Origin of the sequence: Streptomyces sp. NPDC093149, from assembly GCF_044754145.1 — a bacterium.
Taxonomy (GTDB): Bacteria; Actinomycetota; Actinomycetes; order Streptomycetales; family Streptomycetaceae; genus Streptomyces.
Map to the genome: position 1 here is coordinate 167,109 of NZ_JBIVON010000002.1, position 18,503 is coordinate 185,611.

General features: G+C 70.7%; 20 protein-coding genes, 1 tRNA gene and 1 riboswitch. Of the genes, 13 read left to right on the forward strand and 8 right to left on the reverse strand.

From position 1 onward, the window contains the following. The first annotated feature begins 63 nt into the window (after positions 1–63). Positions 64–666 carry an RdgB/HAM1 family non-canonical purine NTP pyrophosphatase gene (gene rdgB, locus ACIQCZ_RS07280; RefSeq protein ID WP_402280436.1) on the forward strand — a complete coding sequence of 201 codons (603 nt, stop codon included), beginning with the start codon at positions 64–66 and terminating at the stop codon, positions 664–666. Between the two features lie 64 nt (positions 667–730). Here rdgB and ACIQCZ_RS07285 read toward each other — a convergent pair. Together ACIQCZ_RS07285 and bcp are read right to left on the reverse strand one after the other, a co-directional pair. Next, positions 731–814 (reverse strand) — tRNA-Leu (locus tag ACIQCZ_RS07285). A 439-nt stretch (positions 815–1,253) separates the two neighbouring features. Then, complete coding sequence (bcp, locus tag ACIQCZ_RS07290; protein ID WP_402280438.1) at positions 1,254–1,721, reverse strand: thioredoxin-dependent thiol peroxidase; 468 nt, start codon at positions 1,719–1,721, stop codon at positions 1,254–1,256. A 129-nt stretch (positions 1,722–1,850) separates the two neighbouring features. Here bcp and ACIQCZ_RS07295 point away from each other — a divergent pair, with 129 nt between their 5' ends. The 3 genes from ACIQCZ_RS07295 to ACIQCZ_RS07305 all read left to right on the forward strand — a co-directional run bounded on the left by ACIQCZ_RS07295 (position 1,851) and on the right by ACIQCZ_RS07305 (position 3,048). Beyond that, positions 1,851–2,171 (forward strand): DUF3618 domain-containing protein, encoded by a 321-nt coding sequence (locus tag ACIQCZ_RS07295; protein ID WP_376208068.1) that lies wholly within the window; start codon positions 1,851–1,853, stop codon positions 2,169–2,171. Positions 2,172–2,232: 61 nt separating this feature from the next. After that, the gene (locus ACIQCZ_RS07300; RefSeq protein ID WP_030923137.1) at positions 2,233–2,571 is read left to right on the forward strand and encodes a co-chaperone GroES; all 339 of its coding nucleotides are present in this window, start codon (positions 2,233–2,235) and stop codon (positions 2,569–2,571) included. 54 nt (positions 2,572–2,625) lie between these two features. After that, positions 2,626–2,690, forward strand: a riboswitch (guanidine-III (ykkC-III) riboswitch). Between the two features lie 37 nt (positions 2,691–2,727). Then, a complete protein-coding gene (locus ACIQCZ_RS07305; protein WP_351073407.1) occupies positions 2,728–3,048 on the forward strand; it encodes a multidrug efflux SMR transporter in 321 nt (106 codons plus the stop codon). On the opposite strand, the gene ACIQCZ_RS07310 is transcribed toward ACIQCZ_RS07305, so the two are convergent. Further along, entirely contained in the window at positions 3,042–5,570 is a 2,529-nt protein-coding gene (locus ACIQCZ_RS07310) for a transglycosylase domain-containing protein (RefSeq protein ID WP_402280441.1), read from the reverse strand. The genes ACIQCZ_RS07305 and ACIQCZ_RS07310 overlap by 7 nt on opposite strands. Before the next feature lie 176 nt (positions 5,571–5,746). Between ACIQCZ_RS07310 and ACIQCZ_RS07315 the strand changes: the two genes are divergently transcribed. The 4 genes from ACIQCZ_RS07315 (at position 5,747) to ACIQCZ_RS07330 (ending at position 9,316) form a co-directional block, all read left to right on the forward strand. Then, positions 5,747–6,547 (forward strand): ABC transporter permease, encoded by an 801-nt coding sequence (locus ACIQCZ_RS07315; protein ID WP_402281246.1) that lies wholly within the window; start codon positions 5,747–5,749, stop codon positions 6,545–6,547. A gap of 13 nt (positions 6,548–6,560) precedes the next feature. Further along, positions 6,561–7,427 carry an ABC transporter permease gene (locus tag ACIQCZ_RS07320; protein ID WP_402281247.1) on the forward strand — a complete coding sequence of 289 codons (867 nt, stop codon included), beginning with the start codon at positions 6,561–6,563 and terminating at the stop codon, positions 7,425–7,427. A gap of 70 nt (positions 7,428–7,497) precedes the next feature. Further along, positions 7,498–8,580: an ATP-binding cassette domain-containing protein gene (locus tag ACIQCZ_RS07325; protein WP_402280442.1), complete on the forward strand. Its 1,083-nt coding sequence runs from the start codon at positions 7,498–7,500 to the stop codon at positions 8,578–8,580. A gap of 31 nt (positions 8,581–8,611) precedes the next feature. Beyond that, positions 8,612–9,316 (forward strand): DUF1707 domain-containing protein, encoded by a 705-nt coding sequence (locus ACIQCZ_RS07330; RefSeq protein WP_402280443.1) that lies wholly within the window; start codon positions 8,612–8,614, stop codon positions 9,314–9,316. Positions 9,317–9,383: 67 nt separating this feature from the next. Here ACIQCZ_RS07330 and ACIQCZ_RS07335 read toward each other — a convergent pair whose 3' ends face one another. Continuing rightward, the gene (locus ACIQCZ_RS07335) at positions 9,384–10,631 is read right to left on the reverse strand and encodes an SGNH/GDSL hydrolase family protein (protein WP_402280444.1); all 1,248 of its coding nucleotides are present in this window, start codon (positions 10,629–10,631) and stop codon (positions 9,384–9,386) included. Between the two features lie 145 nt (positions 10,632–10,776). On the opposite strand from ACIQCZ_RS07335, the gene ACIQCZ_RS07340 reads away from it, so the two are divergent. Beyond that, positions 10,777–12,159, forward strand: a complete 1,383-nt coding sequence (locus ACIQCZ_RS07340) for a DUF445 domain-containing protein (protein WP_402280445.1) — start codon at positions 10,777–10,779, stop codon at positions 12,157–12,159. Positions 12,160–12,257: 98 nt separating this feature from the next. Here the strand turns inward: ACIQCZ_RS07340 and ACIQCZ_RS07345 are convergent, their stop codons facing one another. Beyond that, a complete protein-coding gene (locus ACIQCZ_RS07345) occupies positions 12,258–12,560 on the reverse strand; it encodes a hypothetical protein (RefSeq protein ID WP_402280446.1) in 303 nt (100 codons plus the stop codon). Between the two features lie 178 nt (positions 12,561–12,738). On the opposite strand from ACIQCZ_RS07345, the gene ACIQCZ_RS07350 reads away from it, so the two are divergent. The 3 genes from ACIQCZ_RS07350 to ACIQCZ_RS07360 all read left to right on the forward strand — a co-directional run bounded on the left by ACIQCZ_RS07350 (position 12,739) and on the right by ACIQCZ_RS07360 (position 16,191). Next, entirely contained in the window at positions 12,739–14,250 is a 1,512-nt protein-coding gene (locus ACIQCZ_RS07350) for an MFS transporter (RefSeq protein ID WP_402280447.1), read from the forward strand. Continuing rightward, on the forward strand, positions 14,247–14,828 hold the full coding sequence (locus tag ACIQCZ_RS07355) for a TetR family transcriptional regulator (RefSeq protein WP_376270437.1): 582 nt from the start codon (positions 14,247–14,249) through the stop codon (positions 14,826–14,828). Before ACIQCZ_RS07350 ends, ACIQCZ_RS07355 begins: the two co-directional genes overlap by 4 nt. 316 nt (positions 14,829–15,144) lie before the next feature. Continuing rightward, the gene (locus ACIQCZ_RS07360; protein WP_402280448.1) at positions 15,145–16,191 is read left to right on the forward strand and encodes a sodium:calcium antiporter; all 1,047 of its coding nucleotides are present in this window, start codon (positions 15,145–15,147) and stop codon (positions 16,189–16,191) included. Between the two features lie 159 nt (positions 16,192–16,350). Here ACIQCZ_RS07360 and ACIQCZ_RS07365 read toward each other — a convergent pair whose 3' ends face one another. From ACIQCZ_RS07365 to ACIQCZ_RS07375, 3 genes are all read right to left on the reverse strand, one after another. After that, positions 16,351–16,698, reverse strand: coding sequence for a hypothetical protein (locus ACIQCZ_RS07365; RefSeq protein ID WP_402280449.1), 348 nt, complete (start codon positions 16,696–16,698; stop codon positions 16,351–16,353). Between the two features lie 293 nt (positions 16,699–16,991). Next, a complete protein-coding gene (locus tag ACIQCZ_RS07370; protein ID WP_402280451.1) occupies positions 16,992–17,891 on the reverse strand; it encodes an oxygenase MpaB family protein in 900 nt (299 codons plus the stop codon). Between the two features lie 18 nt (positions 17,892–17,909). After that, positions 17,910–18,122, reverse strand: coding sequence for a hypothetical protein (locus tag ACIQCZ_RS07375; protein WP_402280452.1), 213 nt, complete (start codon positions 18,120–18,122; stop codon positions 17,910–17,912). Between the two features lie 106 nt (positions 18,123–18,228). On the opposite strand from ACIQCZ_RS07375, the gene ACIQCZ_RS07380 reads away from it, so the two are divergent. After that, positions 18,229–18,495, forward strand: a complete 267-nt coding sequence (locus ACIQCZ_RS07380; RefSeq protein ID WP_376270424.1) for a hypothetical protein — start codon at positions 18,229–18,231, stop codon at positions 18,493–18,495. Positions 18,496–18,503 lie beyond the last annotated feature (8 nt).

Genomic DNA, 18,503 nt, shown 5'->3' on the forward strand with positions numbered 1-18,503 from the left:
CCCTGACAGCCCGGACAACGGCGACGGCTCTGCACCCCCTGGCCACCACCGATACTGGGTGACATGACCCGCCTCATCCTCGCCACCCGCAACACCGGGAAGATCACCGAACTCCACGCGATCCTCGCCGACGCAGGCCTCGACCACGAACTCGTCGGCGCGGGCGCGTACCCGGACATCCCCGACGTCAAGGAGACCGGCGTCACCTTCGCCGAGAACGCTCTCCTCAAGGCCCACGCCCTCGCCGAGGCCACCGGCCACCCCGCCATCGCCGACGACTCCGGCCTCTGCGTGGACGTACTCGGCGGCGCCCCCGGCATCTTCTCCGCCCGCTGGGCCGGCACCCACGGCGACGACCGGGCCAACCTGGACCTGCTCCTGGCCCAGCTCTCCGACATCGACAACCCGCACCGCAGCGCCCATTTCGCCTGCGCGGCGGCCCTCGCCCTCCCCGACGGCACGGAACGCGTGGTCGAGGGCCGCCTCCTGGGCACCCTGCGCCACACCCCGTCCGGCACGAACGGCTTCGGCTACGACCCGATCCTCCAGCCGGAGGGCGAGATGCGCACCTGCGCCGAGCTGACCCCGGCGGAGAAGAACGCGATCAGCCACCGCGGCAAGGCGTTCCGGGCGCTGGTGCCGGTGGTGCGGGAGTTGGTGGGGTGACCCCTGGAACGCCGAATGCTCGGCCCGCAGTCACTGCGAGCCGAGCCTTCGGAGTCACGGTCAGTGCGGCCGGTGGGATTCGAACCCACACAGGATTTCTCCCAGATGCCCCTAAAACACCCGCCGATACCAGTTTGGCTACGGCCGCATATCCCGACCCATGGTAGCGGGCCAGGGGCATTCGCGGCACGGAGAGGTCGCTGTACGGAGGTGTTGGAGCCGCCCTTTCTCTTGCGGCGGAACGGCTTCCCGCAGGGTCTTCTCCGGGATCGCGAGGCGTGCGTTGCGGAAGTGGGAAGTGTCGATCCCCTTCCTGTGCAGCATGCTCGCCGGCGCGGAGCGCGACCGGCGGTCGTCACGCACTCCCAGGCTCCGTGCCACTGCCCGAACAGTCTCGGCGGAGGCGACAGCCGTCCGAAGTTCCTCGATGGTGAACAGCAGACCCGGTTGCGGACGATTCATGCCGGGGAAGTGACTGACATCGATCCCCGCCGCCGTGATGCGGCGGGGCCGTCCGAGGGGCTTCTCGGTTCTCTGCGGCAGCCAGGGGGTCCGGCGGTCGCGGGAGCCGTTCCCGGCGGGGCGGGTCAGATGCCGAGGTCCTTGATGATCTTGGCCACGTGGCCGGTGGCCTTGACGTTGTAGAGGGCTCGCTCGACCTTGCCCTCCCCGTCCACGACGATCGTGGAGCGGATGACGCCCGTCACCGTTTTGCCGTAGAGCTTCTTCTCGCCGAAGGCGCCGTATGCCTCAAGGGTCTCCTTGGAGGGGTCGCCGACCAGGGTGACCTTGAGGTTCTCCTTCTCGCGGAACTTCGCGAGCTTCTCGGGCTTGTCGGGGGAGACGCCGATGACGTCGTATCCGGCGCCGGCGAGCAGCTCCAGGTTGTCGGTGAAATCGCAGGCCTGCTTGGTGCAGCCGGGGGTGAGGGCGGCCGGGTAGAAGTACACGATGACCTTGCGGCCCTTGTGGTCGGCGAGCGAGATCTCGTTGCCGTCGGCGTCGGGGAGGGTGAAGGCGGGGGCGGTGTCGCCGGGCTGGAGTCGCTCGCTCATGGTTCTCCTCAGGTGGCGCGTGGGGTGTACGGGACCGAGCGTAATAGGGGGTGCCGCCGGGTGCGTGGGCGGTCGAGCTGACAGACTGTCGATGAAGGTTTACCGGACGAGGACCACGGAGGCGGCGCGGTGTCGGATGCGAGGACCCCTGCGCAGATCGAGGCGGACATCATCAGCAGGCGTGAGCAGCTTGCGGTGGTGCTCGATGAGATCGGGGTGCGGGTGCACCCGAAGACGATCATGGGTGATGCGAAGGCCAAGGCCGCCGAGGCCGTGGACCGGACGGCGGGGCGGGCTTTCGTCGCGGTGAACCGGACGGTTTCGGATGTGAAGGCGCAGTTCGTGTCCGAGGACGGGGCTCCGCGTCTGGAGCGGGTGATCCCGGCGGCGTTGCTCGCGGTGGGTGTCGTGGGTCTGGTCGTGGCGTCGAAGCGGCGCAGGAAGAACTGATGCCGCGATCCGCGTACCCCGGGGGCGTGCGGAGTCGCGGCGGGCAGGTAGGTTGCGGGGCGTGAGCGAGAACACCGACGACAAGCTGCCCATCCGCATGTTGCACGACCGTGTGCTGGTCCGGTCCGATACGCCGGAGGGCGAGCGGCGTTCGGGCGGCGGCATCCTGATTCCGGCGACGGCTGCGGTCGGCCGTCGGCTGGCCTGGGCTGTCGTGGTCGCGGTGGGTCAGAACGTGCGGACGGTGGAGCCGGGTGACCGGGTGCTGTACGACCCCGAGGACCGTGCGGAGGTCGAGGTGCGCGGTGTGGCGTATGTGCTGATGCGTGAGCGGGATCTGCACGCGGTGGCGGCGGACCGGTTCGAGGGGTCGGTGGATTCCACCGGGTTGTATCTGTAGGTCGTGGCTGTCGCGAGTGACCTGGTGACCGGTGTCACCAGGTCTTTTGCTTGTTCTTTGCTACGGTGGAGCCATCCCGACGAGACGCGCCGTACCGGGCTTCGCAAAGACGACGCACCTGTGTTGTTCGCGTTCTGTCTTGTCGGAGGTGCCGTCGTGGCGTGGGTTCTGTTGGTTGTCGCCGGTCTGCTGGAAGTGGCCTGGTCGATCGGGATGAAGTACACGGAGGGTTTCACCCGGCTGTGGCCGAGTGTGTTCACGGGGCTCGGGATCGTGGCGAGCATGGTGATGCTGTCCCATGCGGCGAGGACGCTCCCGATCGGTACGGCGTACGGCGTGTGGGTCGGTATCGGTGCGGCCGGTGCGGCGATCCTCGGCATGGTGGTGCTGGGTGAGCCGGCGACTGCCGCCCGGATCTTCTTCGTCTGTTTGTTGCTGGTGGCTGTCGTGGGGCTGAAGGCGACCTCGGGTCACTGACGCGGTGCCACGGGTGCCGGGGGTGTCGGCGGTGCCACGGGCGCCGGGGGTGCTACGGGTGCCGGGGGTGCTACGGGTGCCGGGGGTGGCGACGGTGCCATGGGTGTCGAGGGGGCGGGGGTGCCCGGGGCGCCCGGGAGCCAGTCGTGGCCGTTCCCGGTGCCGGGGCCGTCCGGACCGCCGATGTTCCCGTCGCCGTTCACCGCGCCGCCGTTCTCCGCGCCGCCGCCGGTCGGGCCGCCGGTCTCCGTGCCGCCGATGGCGGGTCCGCCGGTTCCGGGTCCGGGCGGGCCGCTGGGTGAGGTGCTTCCGGTGCTGCCGGGCGGAGTGCCGACGGGAGGCCCGGTTGGTGTCACGGTGCTGCCGGGGCTGCTGCTCTGTTCGGTGGGCGGGACGGTTTCCTCGGCGCCGCTTTCGAGGTTGAGGTCGAAGTCCTGGACCATGGTGCCGCGGAGTGCGGCCTCGGTGTACTGGGCCCAGGTCCGGGCGGGTGTGTCACCGCCATTGACGCGGGCCAGTCCGAGTGCTCCGTAGAGCGATTTCTGCACGCCGGTCTCGGGGTCCTGGCCCATGACGGCGATGACGGTGGTGAGGTCGGGGGTGTATCCGGCGAACCAGGCCGCCTTGTCGTCCTCGGCGGTGCCGGTCTTGCCCGCGGCGGGGCGGCCGGCTGCTTGGGCGGCGGCGCCGGAGCCGCTCTCGACGACGCTCTGAAGGATCGCGGTGGTGGTGTCGGCCGCCTCCCGGCTGACGGCCTGCCCGGTGTTCCTGCCGGGGAGCTCCAGGTCCGTGCCGCCCTTGCTGACCCTGTCGACGAGGACGTACGCGCGGTGCCTGCCGTGGTCGGCGAGGGTGGTGTACGCCTCGGCCATGTCGAGGACGCTCGCGGTGGCGACGCCGAGCGCGATGGACGGGTACGGGGTGAGGTCGGGGGTGTTCTCGGGGATGCCGAGGCCGATGGCGGTCTGCTCGACCTTTCCGGGGCCGACGTCCTCGGCCATCTGGGCGTAGACGGCGTTGACGGACTTGTCGGTGGCTCTGCGGACGGTGATGGGGCCGTAGTCGATGTCGTCCTCGTTGGCGGGGGAGTATCCGGTGGGTCCGTCGGGGCCCTCGACCATGCGCCTGTTCATGCCGTCGTAGACGGTGTTGGGAGTGATGCGCCGCCCGTCCTGGGTGGTGGAGCCGTTGGCGACGGCGGAGGTGAAGACGAACGGCTTGAAGGTGGAGCCGACCTGGTAGTCGCGGCGGGTCGCGTTGTTCACGTACTGCTTGGTGTAGTCGATACCGCCGTACATGGCGACGACCCGGCCGGTGCCGGTGTCGATGGAGGCGCCGCCGACGCGGACGTTGCGGTCGGCCTCGCGGTCGGTGCTCGTCCGGGACATCACGTTGTCGTCGACGGCTTTGACGAGCGCGTTCTGCTTCTTCCTCTCCAGGGTGGTGGTGATCCGGTAGCCGCCGGTGGCCAGGGTGTTCTCTTCGATGATCTTGTTGCTGGTGAGGTAGTCGTCGACGGCCTGGACGACGTAGCCGCGCTGTCCGGAGAGTCCGGTGGGTGGCTTGACCTTGCCCGGCACGGGGAACCTCATGGCGGCGCGTTCGCCGGCGCCGAGCCATTTCTCCTTGACCATGCCGTCGAGTACGTAGTTCCAGCGCGCGAGGGCCGCGGCCTTGTTCTCGGGGTGGACGACGACGTCGTACGCGCTGGGGGCATTGAGGAGAGAGGCGAGGTAGGCGCCCTCGGCGGTGGTGATCGAGCCGATGTCCTTGCTGTAGTAGGCCTGGGCGGCGGCCTGGATGCCGTAGGCGTTGCGGCCGAAGTAGCTGGTGTTGAGGTAGCCCTCGAAGATCTGGCTCTTGGACTCCTCGCGGTTGAGTTTGACCGCGATGAAGAACTCTTTCATCTTGCGGGTGACGGTCTGTTCCTGGCCGAGGTAGTAGTTCTTGACGTACTGCTGGGTGATGGTCGACCCGCCCTGCGTGCCCTTGCCGGTGAAGGTGTTCCAGGCGGCGCGGGCCATGGCCATGAGGTCGACGGCCCGTTCGGAGTAGAAGTCGCGGTCCTCGGCGGCGAGGACCGCGTGCTGGACGGTGAGTGGGACCTGGGCGAGTTCGACGTTCTCCCGGTTGACCTCGCCGGAGCGGGCGATGACGCTGCCGTCCTTGTAGAGGTAGACGTTGGACTGCGCGGTGGCGCTGGCGTTGGCGGGCGGGATGCCGACGAGTTCGTATCCGGCGATGAAGCCGCCGATCAGGAGGGCGACGACGACGAGGGCGGCGCCGACGACCATTCGCCAGGTGGGGAGGGCGCGGCGCCAGCCGGTGCGCCCGGGGCGCTCGGGCTCCTTCGCCTTGTCGTGCCCGTCGCCTTGTTCTCCGCCGTGGCCGCTGTGGCCGCTGTGACTGCTGTGGCTGTCGTGGCCGGCGTGAGCGCTGTTGTCGTCGTGGGCGGACGGATCCCTGGGGGCCCAGGGCCGGGGTTCGTTCTCCCCGCTCGGCTGCTGTGGCTCGTCGCTCATGTCCGTGCAGACTCCTCGGCCGCGGTCAGTTTTCTCATAGTGCCCCTTTCCGTGGAATAAGCCTCGGATCGCCCCCGAAAAGCGGTCGCGGCGGCTGCCTCCACTGGTCTAAGGTCTTGCGCTTTGGTGTCCAACGCCGTTGGGCGCCCGAGCGACGAGCGACGGGGGTGGATGCGGTGCGGCTGTACGCGGTGGTGGCGGCGGGCGGGTTCCGGCGCCATGCCACCTATCGAACGGCGACGGCGGCGGGAGTCTTCACCAACACCGTCTTCGGTTTCATCCTGGCGTACACCTATGTGGCGCTGTGGGACCAGCGTCCGCAGCTCGGCGGTTACGACATGTCCGAGGCGCTCACCTATGTCTGGCTGGGGCAGGCTCTGCTGATGACCTGCTCCATGCTGGGCGGCGGTTTCGAGGACGAGCTGATCGAGCGGATCCGTACCGGCGATGTCGCGGTCGATCTCTACCGCCCGGTGGATCTCCAACTCTGGTGGATGGCAGGCGATGTGGGCCGGGCCGCATTCCATCTGCTGGGCCGCGGCATCGTGCCGATGCTGGTGGGCTCGCTCGCCTTCGATCTGGCGCTGCCCGCCTCGCCGTGGGCCTGGCTGGCCTTTCTCGTCTCGGTGACCCTCGGTGTCCTGGTCAGTTTCGCGATCCGCTATCTCGTGGCGCTCTCCGCGTTCTGGCTGCTGGACGGTGCGGGGGTGTCGCAGATGACGGCCCTGGCCGGGATGTTCTTCTCCGGGATGCTGCTGCCGCTGACGCTGTTCCCCGGCGCGCTGGGCGAGGTGGCACGGGCGATGCCGTGGTCGTCGCTGCTCCAGGTCCCTGCCGATGTGCTGCTCGGCAAGCACACGGGGTGGGGTCTGGTGGAGGCGTACGCCTTCCAGGGCGGCTGGGCGGTGACGCTGCTGCTGGTGGGCCGGTTGGTGCAGTCGGTGGCGACGAGGAGGGTGGTGGTCCAGGGTGGCTGAGACGGCCGGTGCGGTGGAGGCGGCCGGGGCCGGGACGGCGGACCTGCCCGAGGTGGTGTTCGTCGAGCGGTCGAGGCTCGTCGAGGGGGTCCGGGCTTACGGGCTGATCGCGGCGATGTGGCTGCGCTCGACGATGGCGTACCGCGCCTCGTTCGCGATGACGGCGTTCGGGAACTTCGCGGCGACCGCCTTCGACTTCGTCACGATCCTGCTGATGTTCTCGCACGTGGACGCGCTGGGCGGTTACTCGCTGCCCGAGGTCGCGCTGCTGTACGGGGCCTCGGGCACCGCGTTCGGGCTCGCCGATCTGGTGATGGGCTCGATGGACCGGCTGGGACGGCGGGTGCGCGACGGCACGCTGGACACGCTGCTGGTGCGGCCGGTGCCGGTGCTCGCCCAGGTCGCGGCGGACCGGTTCGCGTTGCGCAGGCTGGGGCGGATCACTCAGGGGGCGTTGGTTCTCGGGTACGCGCTGGTGGCGCTGGACGTCGACTGGACGCCGCTGAGGGTGGTGATGATCCCGCTGATGCTGCTGAGCGGGGCGGCGATCTACGCCGCGGTGTTCGTGGCCGGGGCGGCGTTCCAGTTCGTCGCGCAGGACGCCTCCCAGGTGCAGAACTCCTTCACGTACGGAGGGAACACGTTGCTCCAGTACCCGCCGTCGATCTTCGCGAAGGATCTGGTGCGCGGGGTGACGTTCGTGGTGCCGCTGGCCTTCGTGAACTGGCTGCCCGCGCTCTACGTGCTGGGCCGGGACTATCCGCTTGATCTGCCGGACTGGGTGGCGTTCCTGCCCCCGGTGGTGGCGGGCCTGTGCGGGCTGCTCGCGGGTCTGGCCTGGCGCACGGGTCTGCGCGCCTACCGCAGCACGGGAAGTTGACGGAACACCGGGCAGGACAGGGCGGGACAGGGCAGGGACGAGGTCAGGGATGAGGTCAGGGATGAGGGGCATGGACGCGGGACCCGACACCGACACCGCTGTCAGCGGTATCGACACCACCGACACCACCGACACCGCACGCGCCGGCGACGGCGCCGGTTTCATCGAGCTCGACGACGTCGAGAAGGTCTTCGACGTGCGCCGCAGGACCGGCTTCATGCGCGGCGAACGTCACCAGGTGCGCGCGGTCGACTCCATCAGCTTCCGTGTCACGCGCGGTGAGATGGTCGGCTACATCGGGCCGAACGGCGCCGGGAAGTCGACCACGATCAAGATGCTGACCGGCATCCTCACACCGAGCGGCGGCCGGCTGCGGGTGGCGGGCATCGACCCGTCCAGGGAGCGTACGAGGCTGGCGCACCGGATCGGGGTGGTGTTCGGCCAGCGCACCACGCTCTGGTGGGACCTGCCGCTGCGCGACTCCTACCGGCTGATGCACCGGATGTACCGGATCCCCGACGCCCGCTTCCGCGAGAATCTGGACCGCTGCGTCGAACTCCTGGACCTGGGCGAGCTGTTGGACGTACCCGTACGGCAGCTGTCGCTGGGGCAGCGGATGCGCGGGGACATCGCGGCGGCGCTGCTGCACGATCCGGAGGTGCTGTACCTGGACGAGCCGACGATCGGCCTGGACGTCGTGTCCAAGGTCAAAGTCCGTCAGTTCCTGCGGGACTTGAATGCCGAACGCGGAACGACGGTGCTGCTCACCACGCACGACCTGACGGACATCGAGCAGCTCTGCAAGCGCGTGATGGTGATCGACCACGGCAGGCTGATGTATGACGGCGCGCTCGCCGGGCTGCACGAGGTGGGTGAGAGCGAGCGGACCCTGGTGGTCGACCTGGAGCGTGAAATCCCTCCGATCCGGCTGGACTCGTCGCCTTCGGTCCGCACGGTGAAGGTGGAGGGGCCGCGCCAGTGGCTGGCCTTTCCGGCCTCGGAGTCGGCCGCGCCGCTGGTCGCCCGGATCGCCGCGGACTATCCTCTGGTCGACCTGTCGGTACGCGAGCCCGACATCGAGGCCGTGATCGCGAAGATGTACGCGTCGTCCGGCGGCCTGCGGGTCGGTGACGGGAGCGTACGCGTTCAATAGGCTGCGCGGTATGACAAGTGACCTTCCGGAAATGCGTGCCTCCGATACCGAGCGTGAGCGTGTCGCCGAGACCCTGCGCGAGGCGGTGGCCGAGGGCCGGCTGGAGATGGAGGAGTTCGAGCAGCGGCTCGAATCGGCCTACAAGGCGCGTACGCACGGGGAGTTGGAGCCGCTCGTGCGTGATCTTCCGGCGCCGGGGGCGGAGGTGGCCTCGTTGGGTCAGGCTCCGGTACGCGCGGCGACGGGGTCGGGGGCGCGCTGGGCGGACCGGGTCGGCAAGCCCGCTACGTCGAGCGGGGCCTTCGCGTTCTGGGGCGGGTTCGGCCGGCGGGGGAACTGGACGGTGGGCCGGAAGTTCACCGCGTTCGCGATGTGGGGCGGCGGTGAGATCGATCTGCGTGAGGCCAGCTTCGAGGACCGTGAGGTGGTGATCCGCTGCATCACGATCATGGGTGGCATTCATGTGGTGGTGCCGCCGGAGCTGAATGCCGACGTCAGGGGCATCGGCATCATGGGCGGCTTCGGGGAGCACTCGAAGGACGAGGGGGTTCTGTCGCCGGATTCCCCGCGGGTGCGGATCACGGGGTTCGCGCTGATGGGCGGCGTCGGTGTGGAGCGCAAGCGGAGCAAGGCGGAGAAGCAGCGGTTGAAGGAGGCCGAACGGGCCCGGGAGTTGGACCGGCGGCGCGGCGGTTCGGAGAAGGGCGAGGGGGCCTCGGGCCGGTTCGAGGGCTGAGCCCGAAGGCCGTTCTGTTTCCCGCCCGGCTCGAACGGCCCTCCGCCGCGGCGGCCCCGCCCTTCTCTCAGAGCTGGTCGGAGACGGGCTGTCCGTGCCGCAGGGCGGCCAGGTCCACCACTGAACCCAGCTGCCGGTAGCCCGTGTCGTTCAGGTGGAGGTGGTCGCCGGAGTCGTAGGACGGCAGGAGCCGGGAGGGGTGGTACGGGTCGCGGGCCGCCTTGTCGAAATCGATGACCGAGTCGAAGACCCCGCCCGCCCGGATGAGGTCGTTGACCTGTTCCCGGACGGCGTTCTGGGCGGGCGTCCAGGTGCGGAACCCCTCGTACGGCATCAGTGTCGCCCCGACGACCCGCAGTCCGTGTGCGTGGGCGCGCCGGGTCAGGGACCGCAGGGCGTCCGCGATGCGTCGCGGGTCGGTCTCCTGCGGAGACTGCTGCACATCGTTGATGCCCAGCGCGATGACGACGGTCCTCACCCCGGCGACGTCCAGTACGTCGCGGTCGAAGCGGGCACTCGCCCGCACGCCGCGTCCGTCGCGCAGGATGCGGTTGCCCGCGATGCCGGCGTTGGCCACCGCGTACCGGTCGTGCAGCCGGTCGGCCAGGACGTCGGGCCAGCGGCTGTTGGCGTCGAGGGTGGAGCCGGTGCCCGCCGTGAGCGAGTCGCCGATCACCGCGATCGTTCCGGCGGCGGTCTCGTTGTGCACGTCGACGGCGGTGAGGTAGCGCCAGTCGGTGGTGCGCCAGGTGCCCCGCTCGTCCTCCACGTACGACGTCTGGTGGGTGCCCGGGTGGATCGTGACGGGACCTTCGGCGGTGGGAGTGCGCAGGGCGACGACGAGATCCGCGTCGGCGGCGACCGGGACGACGACCGGGTCGCTGACGACCCGGCCGCCCGCGGCGACGGTCACGGTGGACGCGCCGCGGAAGGTCACGGGGCGGGTGTTCACCGTGGCGTGGGTTATCACCAGCGGGCGCGTACCGAAGAGGTTGGAGAGGGTGATGCGGGCCGCGTCGCCCCCGATGCTGGTGTGCACGACGTTACGGATGGTGCGCCGGGCCGGGTCGCCGTGGTACGTGTCGATCACGCCGGTGGTGGGTGCCGCCGTCCAGGTGCTGAGCCAGAGGCCGGTGGAGTGGGCGGGCGCGGCGGGCGTACGGGCCACGGACCGCGGATCGGGTGCGGCGGTCTGCTTGCGGCCGGTGCCGGAACCGGAGAACAGCAGCGGGCCGGCGAACGCCACCCCGGCGGCGAGTGCGGCGGTGCCCGCCACGAGGGCGATGAGCAGGGCGTACCCCTGACGCCTGGGCATGGGCGGTGTGTCTCCTCGTGATGGTCGGGCTGATCCCATGATGGGGCAGGGCTCCGGGAACTCGACGTGCGGCCCGGGAGTAGGTCAGGTAAGGACAATGCGTACGGGACACCGGGGGCGATACGTACGCGGACGGGTGGAGCGGATGGAACGGATCGATCGGACCGGACCCGGGGAACAGGGTGCGGGGCAGGCGGAGCGTGCCCACGAGCGGGCGGTGGGCGCGGCCCGTTCCGGGCCCGGCGGCCGTCCGGCCCCCCTTGCCTCGTTCGCGTACACCGCCGCAGACGAGGAGAAGCGGCGCGGTGTACGCCGGATGAAGACCACGGCGACAGGCCTCCTTCTGCTGGTCGCGCTGGTGTACGTCCTCGCCACCTGGGCGAAGAACGCGGGCGTGGGCGGCTGGCCGGGCTTCGTCGCCGCGGCAGCCGAGGCGGGGATGGTGGGTGCGCTGGCCGACTGGTTCGCCGTCACGGCGCTGTTCAAGCGTCCGCTCGGCCTGCCGATCCCGCACACCGCCATCATCCCCACCAAGAAGGACCAGCTGGGGGCCTCTCTGGGTTCCTTCGTCGGGGAGAATTTCCTTTCCGGTGATGTCGTGCGCAGCCGTATACATTCCCTCGGTATCGGCGGCCGGCTCGGGGCCTGGCTGGCCGAGCCGCAGCACGCCGACCGGGTCACCGCCGAGCTGTCGACCGCGCTGCGCGGTGCGCTGACGGTGCTGCGGGACTCCGATGTGCAGGCCGTGGTGGGCGAGGCGATCACCCGGCGGGCCAACGCGGCGGAGATCGCCCCCGGTCTCGGCAAGATGCTGGAGAAGATCGTCGCCGACGGCGGGCACCGCAGGATGGTGGACCTGATCTGTGTGCGTGCCCACGACTGGCTGGTGCTGCACGGCGATTCGGTGATGGACGCGGTGCAGGGCGGGGCGCCGGGCTGGACGCCGCGGTTCGTCGACAAGCGGGTGGGGGAGCGGGTCTACAAGGAACTGCTGCGCTTCATCACGGAGATGCGGGACATGCCGGGGCACCCGGCGCGCGCCTCGATCGACACCTTCCTGACGGACTTCGCCGCCGACCTCCAGACGGACACGGACACCCGGGCGCGGGTGGAGCGGCTGAAGTCGGAGATCCTGGGGCGCGGTGAGGTGCAGGAGGTCATCGCGTCGGCCTGGTCGTCCGTACGCACGATGGTCATCGCGGCGGCGGACGACGAGCAGAGCGAGCTGCGGCTGCGGGCGCGCGCCTCGCTGCTGTCGTTCGGTGCGCGGCTGGCGACGGACGGGCGGATGCAGGCCAAGCTGGAGGGCTGGCTGGAGGACGCGGCGGTCTATGTCGTGACGACGTACCGCGCGGAGATCACCTCGCTGATCAGCGACACGGTCGCGAGCTGGGACGCGGACCAGACGTCGAAGAAGATCGAGGCGCACATCGGCCGCGACCTGCAGTTCATCCGGATCAACGGCACGGTGGTGGGTGCGCTGGCGGGGCTGCTGATCTACACGGTGTCGCGGGCGCTGGGGGCGTAGGACGCGGGGCGCGCGGAGTCCGGGGCGTCCGGTCCCGCGGGAGCCGGGGCCCGGCGCGCCCCGGGTCCGGTGCGCGGGGACGGGCGCCGGGCTCTGAGTCAGGCGGCCCGGTGTGTGACCGCCCACGACGCGGCGGCCACGCCGCCCGCCACGGCGAAGACGGCGGGCCAGGCGCCGACCTTCTTGGCCAGCGGGTGCGAACCGGCGAACGCGGCGACATACGCGGCGGTCAGCCCGACGGCCGCACGCGGTCCCGCCTGCCGGTTCCACTCGTACGCGGCGACGCTGCCCGCGGCGGCGAGGGCGACCCCGCCCAGCGGCCGCTTCTTCGTCCACCGGGCGACGGCGTACCCGCCGACCAGCCCGCTCGCCGCCACCGCCGCTGCAGGAACCTTCGCCATCGCAGCCACCTTCGCCTTCTCGTCCGTGTCGTCCGGGCCCGGAGCCCGGGTCTTCGAGGCTAACGCGGCGTCCGTACTTCCTGTCGCCGAGGGGGTGCACGGGCGTTTACCCTGAGGGGGTGAACGCTCGTGCACCCCCTGCGCGATGCCCTGGCCGACGAGCACCGTACGGAGAGCCATGCCCGCGGACATACCCGCCCCGACCGCCGCCGCCACCACTGGTGAACAGGCCCCGCATCCCCGTTTCGCCGTCGGCGTGCTGGCCTTTTGCGGCGTCGTGGTCGCGGTCATGCAGACGATCGTCGTACCGCTGCTTCCGCACATCCCGGCCCTCACCGGCGCCTCCCCGGCCGCGGCCAGCTGGCTGGTCACCGTCACCCTGCTCACCGGTGCCGTCTTCACGCCCGTCCTGGGCCGTGTCGGCGACATGTACGGCAAGCGCCGGGTGCTCGTCGCCTCGCTCATGGTGCTGGTGCTGGGGTCGGTGCTGTGCGCGGTCAGTTCCCACATCGGGGTGCTGATCGCCGGCCGCGCCCTGCAGGGCGCGGCGCTCGCCGTGGCACCGCTGGGCATCAGCATCCTGCGTGACGAACTCCCGCCCGAGCGTGTGCTGTCCGCCGTGGCGCTGATGAGTTCGACGCTCGGCATCGGCGCGGCGATCGGACTTCCCCTCGCCGCACTCGTCGTCGAGAACTTCGACTGGCACACGATGTTCTGGGTCTCGGGAGCGATCGGCGTCATCGACGTCCTGCTGGTGCTGTGGTGCGTACCGGAGTCCCCGATCCGCACCCGCGGCCGTTTCGACGCCGTCGGCGCGCTGGGCCTGTCCGGGACCCTGGTCTGTCTGCTGCTGGCGGTCACCCAGGGCGCGGACTGGGGCTGGACGTCGGCCCGTACGGTCTTGCTGCTCGTCGCGGCCGTGGTGCTGGCGCCGGTCTGGGGCGCGTACGAGCTCCGCGTCGCGACGCCCATGGTCGACCTGCGCGTCTCGGCCCGCCCGGCCGTCCTGCTGACCAATGTCGCGGCCCTGCTGATCGGCTTCGCCTTCTACGCCAACTCCCTGGTCACCGCGCAGATGGTGCAGGAGCCGAAGGCGACGGGATACGGGCTGGGCGCCTCGCTCGTCGTCAGCGGGCTGTGTCTGCTGCCGGGCGGCGTGATGATGGTGGCGCTCTCACCGGTCTCGGCGCGGATCTCCGCGAAGTACGGTCCGAAGGTCAGCCTGGCGTTGGCTGCGGGGGTGATCGCGGCCGGATACGTGGTGCGGTACTTCACCAGCCACAGCCTCTGGCTGATCATCGCCGGTGCGACGGTCGTCGCTTCGGGCACGGCCATCGCGTACTCGGCGCTGCCCGCGCTGGTGATGCGCGGCGTCCCGGTCAGCGAGACGGGCGCGGCCAACGGTCTCAACACCCTGATGAGGTCGGTGGGGCAGGCGTTCTGCAGCGCGACGGTGGCCGCGGTGCTCGCGAACCTCACGTTCCTGGCGGGTGGCCGGACGGCTCCGACGCTCCACGCCTACCAGGTGGTCTTCCTGATCGCGGCGGGCGCGGCGCTCGCGGCGCTGCTGGTCACGCTGTTCCTGCCCGGCGGCCGCAGGTCCGCGACGGGTACGGTCGAAGGGAGCCGCGAGGCCGCCCGCGACGGGGCGGACGGTGTGCGGACGATGTCGATCCGGGAGGGCACATGACCAGCGGGCAGGCCACCGTACCGGCGCCGGGTGCCGTGGACGCGGCGGGCACGGGCCGGGACGCGATCCTGCGCGCCGCCCGCCGCGCGTTCACGCAGCGTCCGTACGCCGAGGTGACCATCAGGGCCATAGCGGCCGACGCGGGGGTGAGCCCGTCGCTGGTCGTCAAGCACTTCGGCCGCAAGGAAGAACTCTTCAACACCGTCGCCGACTTCGGCCCCGCGGCCGCGGAACTCTTCGACGCACCGCTCGGCACGCTGGGCCGCCACATGGTCGTGACGCTGGTGAGACGACGCCGGGAACTGCAGTCCGATCCCTTGCTGCGGGTCGTCTTCTCGCTCGGCAACCGCGACGAACGCTCCCTGCTGCGCGACCGCTTCCACGAACAGGTCACCGACCCCCTGGCCGCCCGCCTCCCCGGCCCCGAACCCGCTCTGCGTGCCGAACTGATCGCCGGCCACCTCCTCGGTCTCGGCGCCACCCTCAGCCTCCACCGCGACGGTGCCGGCGCGGAGGCAGGCCCCGAACACATCGCGGACCTGTACGCGCCCGCGCTGCAGACCCTGATCACCGGCTGAGGAGCGGGCGGCACCGGAGGCGCGGTGCGACGCCGGGGCCGCCCGGAGGGCCATCGGCGGAGCAGGCCGGTTCCGGGGTATGCCGGTTCTGTGTACAGTGGGCGGCTGCGAAGGGGAGTAGCCCCGCAAACCGGTCGTCGACATGCTGGAGCCCCTGCGGCTCCCGGTGGCCGGGCCCGTGCGGAATCTGCCGGGTGGGCGAGACCTTCGGCTCTTTGTCGACGATGTACGTACGTCGCGGGGCCGAGGTCGTACGCCGGGACTCCTGCCGCGTATCGCCCAGGAACCCGCGGCGCGGGAAAGCCGGGCGGTCAGTGTGATCCATTTCGTTTTGCTCATCGTGTGCGCGGTGGCGATCTATCTCGCGTGCGAGTGGTTCGTCAACGCGGTCGAGTGGCTGGGTGAGCGCCTCAATGTCGGGAAGATGGCGGTCGGCACGATCCTGGCCGCGTTCGGCACGGCACTGCCCGAGTCGGTGGTGACGCTGGTCGCGGTCACCACGGGCGCCACCGAGGAGGCCAGGAACATCGGCGTCGGCGCGGCGATGGGCGGTCCGCTGGCGCTGGCCACGGTCGCCTACGGCGTGACCGGCGGGATGCTGCTTCTCAAGCGCCGCAAGGAGCGCAGCCTGGTCCTGGCCACCACCGGCGGGCCGGCCGACGGCCCCGACGGGGTCGAGGCGCTGGGCGATGAGAAGGACATGAAGCGGCTGGCCAAGGACCAGAAGTGGTTCCTGCCGATCTTCATCGTCAAGGTCGCCCTCGGCCTGGTCGCCTTCGCCTTCAAGCCCACCCTCGGCCTGCTGTTCTTCGGCGCCTACGCCGTCTACTTCTGGCGCGAGATCCGCAGCGGCGACGACGGCGAGGAGGACGAGGAACTGGAGCCGCTGAAGCTGCAGCCCAAGGCGGCCTCCCCGGCCACCTGGGCCGTCGTGGTCCAGACCCTGGCCACGCTGGTCGTCATCTTCTTCGCGTCCCAGCTGTTCGTGAAGCAGCTCGACGCGATCGGCCCGATGCTCGGCCTCTCGGCCGCGGTCACCGCGCTGCTCCTTTCGCCGATCGCGACGGAGCTGCCCGAGATCATGAACGCGATCATCTGGGTCCGTCAGGGCAAGACCAAACTCGCCCTGGCGAACATCTCGGGCGCCATGATGATCCAGGCGACCGTCCCCAGCGGCCTGGGACTGCTGTTCACCAGCTGGAAGTTCGACGGCGCCCTGCTCTGGGCCGGACTGATCACCATGGCCGCGATCGTCTACCTCCTGGTGACGATGCGTGCCCACAAGCTCACCCCCGGGCGACTGGCCGTGGCGGCACTCTTCTACGTCGTCTTCGGCCTGGGACTCGTCCCGATCCTGGCCTGACGTCCGCCCGCCGCTGCCTTTCGCCGTGGCGGCCCTCACCCGCAACGACCACCCGCGCCCGTCCGCAGTGACTCCCGGCCCCCGTAACGGCCGCGCCCCGGTACGAGAGAGGTGCGGCTCGTACCGGGGCGCGGCCGGACGGGGATCAGTGATGACGGATCAGCTGAAGACGACGGACCGCAGCTTCAGCCGGCTGGAGGCGTGGCCGCCGTTCGGCCGGAGGGTGAAGTAGTCGCCCTCGCAGTCGACACCGGTGAAGACGGTGGCGGTCGCGTCGGTGTGGTTCCACGGCGTGTGGGCGGGGCTCGACGAAGCGGGGTCGGCGACCTCGGGCAGGGTGACGCAGGCCCCGCTCGGCGGGTTGAACAGGAGGCCGATCTGCGGGGCGCCGTCGAGGCCGCTGTACGTGTAGCTGAAGCCTCCGGAGGCCGCGTCGGCGGAGGCCGGCACGGCGACGGCGAGCGCGAGCGCTCCGAAGGCGGCAGCCACGGTGGAACGAAGACGCATGAAAGGCACTCCTTGTGCGGGGGAAGAAGAATTCGGAACCGCCCAAGTCTGTGGCTCTGACCTGCGGTTACCGACGGATAGGGGATTTCTTCACCCGGACGGGAACTGCTGAATCGGTTCTGCCGACGGCCATGCGGGTCACAGCACTTGGCGCCGCGCCGCAGGCGGGAGTCCGGCGGCAGGGCCCGGGGGGCGGGGCGGAAGCCTGACCGCGCCCGGTCATGAAACCCGGTGAGCCGCCGGTTCCCCTCCGCCGAAGCATGCTGCTGCCGGACGCCTCGAAGATCTCGGCGTCATCCCTGCCGCGCCCCCGCCAGCCGCCCCCGTGCGGCGGCCTGGATCCGGGAGGGCCCGAGCCCCCACTCGAGAGTGCGTCCGACGGCTGTCGCCAGGGGGCGGTCCCAGCCGGTGCGGACGGGGGCCGGGCGGTGGATGCCGAGTTCGGTGCGGGCCCAGTCGGGGAGGAGTCCGACCGAGGCGTTCGTGAGCAGGCTGACGACCAGCCGCTCCCGTCGTGTGCGTCCGAAGCGGCGGAGGAACAGTACCGAGTCCAACGCGGCGGGAGTGGCGTGGAGTCGGGGGCGGATGCGAGCCAGGTACCGCTCGGTTTCGAGGGACGTGCGCGGCACGTTCCGTGCGCCCAACGCCTCGGCCATGGGGGCGACTTGGCGGTAGTAGGCGTCGCACTCGGCGGGGGTCAGCCGGAGCGGCCGGGGTGCGTAGGTCTGGTGGCCGGCGAGGAAGCTGCGCACCTCGGCGGTGTGCACCCAGGTGAGCAGGTCGGGGTCGTCCGCGCGGTACGGCCGGCCGTCGGGGGCGGTGCCGTGCACCCGGGTGTGGATCCGCCGGACGAGGTCGATTACCTCGCGGGCGGCGGCCGAGGAGCCGAAGGTGGTCGTGGTGATGAACCGTACGGTTCCGTTCAGCCGCCCGACCGGATCGGCGCGGAAGTCGGAGTGCTGGTCGACCCCCGCCATGGCCAGCGGATGCAGCGACTGGAGCATGAGCGCGGCGAACCCGCCGGTGAGCATCCCGGTGGCCTGCCCGTGCACCCGCCACACCGGATCCCCCGGAGCGATCCCGAACAGCCCGGGATCACCGGGCGGCCCCGCGTACCGCTCCAGCTTGAGATCCCCGCCGTGCATGGTCGCCGTGAGTTCCGCCGCGATCCGTTCCCGCAGTCCCACCAGCACCTCCAGGATCCGTCTCCTTCAGCCGAGAGTACCGACCCGCCCGGCGAGCACGGCCGCGAGGATGAGCAGTCCGCACGCAGGATTGGTGGCGAACGCCCGCCCGCAGGCTCCGGCATCCGCGGGGTCGGCCCGCCATACCTGCCATCCCAACTGCCCGGCGACCACGCACAGTCCGGGCCAGTACAGCGGACCGAGCCCGGCCACGATCCCGAACCAGGCGAGCAGCACCACACACCCCGCGTAGAAGTGGCCCGGTGATGCCGGTCGGGGGCAGGGCCACGACCACCGGAACCCGCGTGCGAGCATCGATGTCAGTGGTCGATGCGATCCTGCCCGCATGGACGAGCTGATGCGGCGCCGGGTCTATGGCGCCGACCACGACGACCCCGATCCCGGGCCGCAGCCCGGCCACGAGTACGTGGAACTGGTCGGCGGCCCCCTCGACGGGCTGCTGCTGGACGTGACCGGGTGGACAGCCGAGGAACGTGCGACCGGAGCCATGCTGACCACGGAGATCGGCGCCTACGGTCCGGGTGGCCACGCCGAGTACGGGCCCAGGCCCGGCACACCGGACAGGTGGGACTGGCTGGGGGACGTGCCGTAGCTCATCGC

Coding starts and splice junctions, on each gene's coding strand:
- rdgB (WP_402280436.1), top strand. CDS start 64: ATGACCCGCCTCATCCTCGCCACCCGCAACACCGGGAAGATCACCGAA.
- bcp (WP_402280438.1), bottom strand. CDS start 1,721: ATGAGCGAGCGACTCCAGCCCGGCGACACCGCCCCCGCCTTCACCCTC.
- ACIQCZ_RS07310 (WP_402280441.1), bottom strand. CDS start 5,570: ATGAGCGACGAGCCACAGCAGCCGAGCGGGGAGAACGAACCCCGGCCC.
- ACIQCZ_RS07325 (WP_402280442.1), top strand. CDS start 7,498: ATGGACGCGGGACCCGACACCGACACCGCTGTCAGCGGTATCGACACC.
- ACIQCZ_RS07330 (WP_402280443.1), top strand. CDS start 8,612: ATGCGTGCCTCCGATACCGAGCGTGAGCGTGTCGCCGAGACCCTGCGC.
- ACIQCZ_RS07335 (WP_402280444.1), bottom strand. CDS start 10,631: ATGCCCAGGCGTCAGGGGTACGCCCTGCTCATCGCCCTCGTGGCGGGC.
- ACIQCZ_RS07340 (WP_402280445.1), top strand. CDS start 10,777: ATGGAACGGATCGATCGGACCGGACCCGGGGAACAGGGTGCGGGGCAG.
- ACIQCZ_RS07345 (WP_402280446.1), bottom strand. CDS start 12,560: ATGGCGAAGGTTCCTGCAGCGGCGGTGGCGGCGAGCGGGCTGGTCGGC.
- ACIQCZ_RS07350 (WP_402280447.1), top strand. CDS start 12,739: ATGCCCGCGGACATACCCGCCCCGACCGCCGCCGCCACCACTGGTGAA.
- ACIQCZ_RS07355 (WP_376270437.1), top strand. CDS start 14,247: ATGACCAGCGGGCAGGCCACCGTACCGGCGCCGGGTGCCGTGGACGCG.
- ACIQCZ_RS07365 (WP_402280449.1), bottom strand. CDS start 16,698: ATGCGTCTTCGTTCCACCGTGGCTGCCGCCTTCGGAGCGCTCGCGCTC.
- ACIQCZ_RS07380 (WP_376270424.1), top strand. CDS start 18,229: ATGGACGAGCTGATGCGGCGCCGGGTCTATGGCGCCGACCACGACGAC.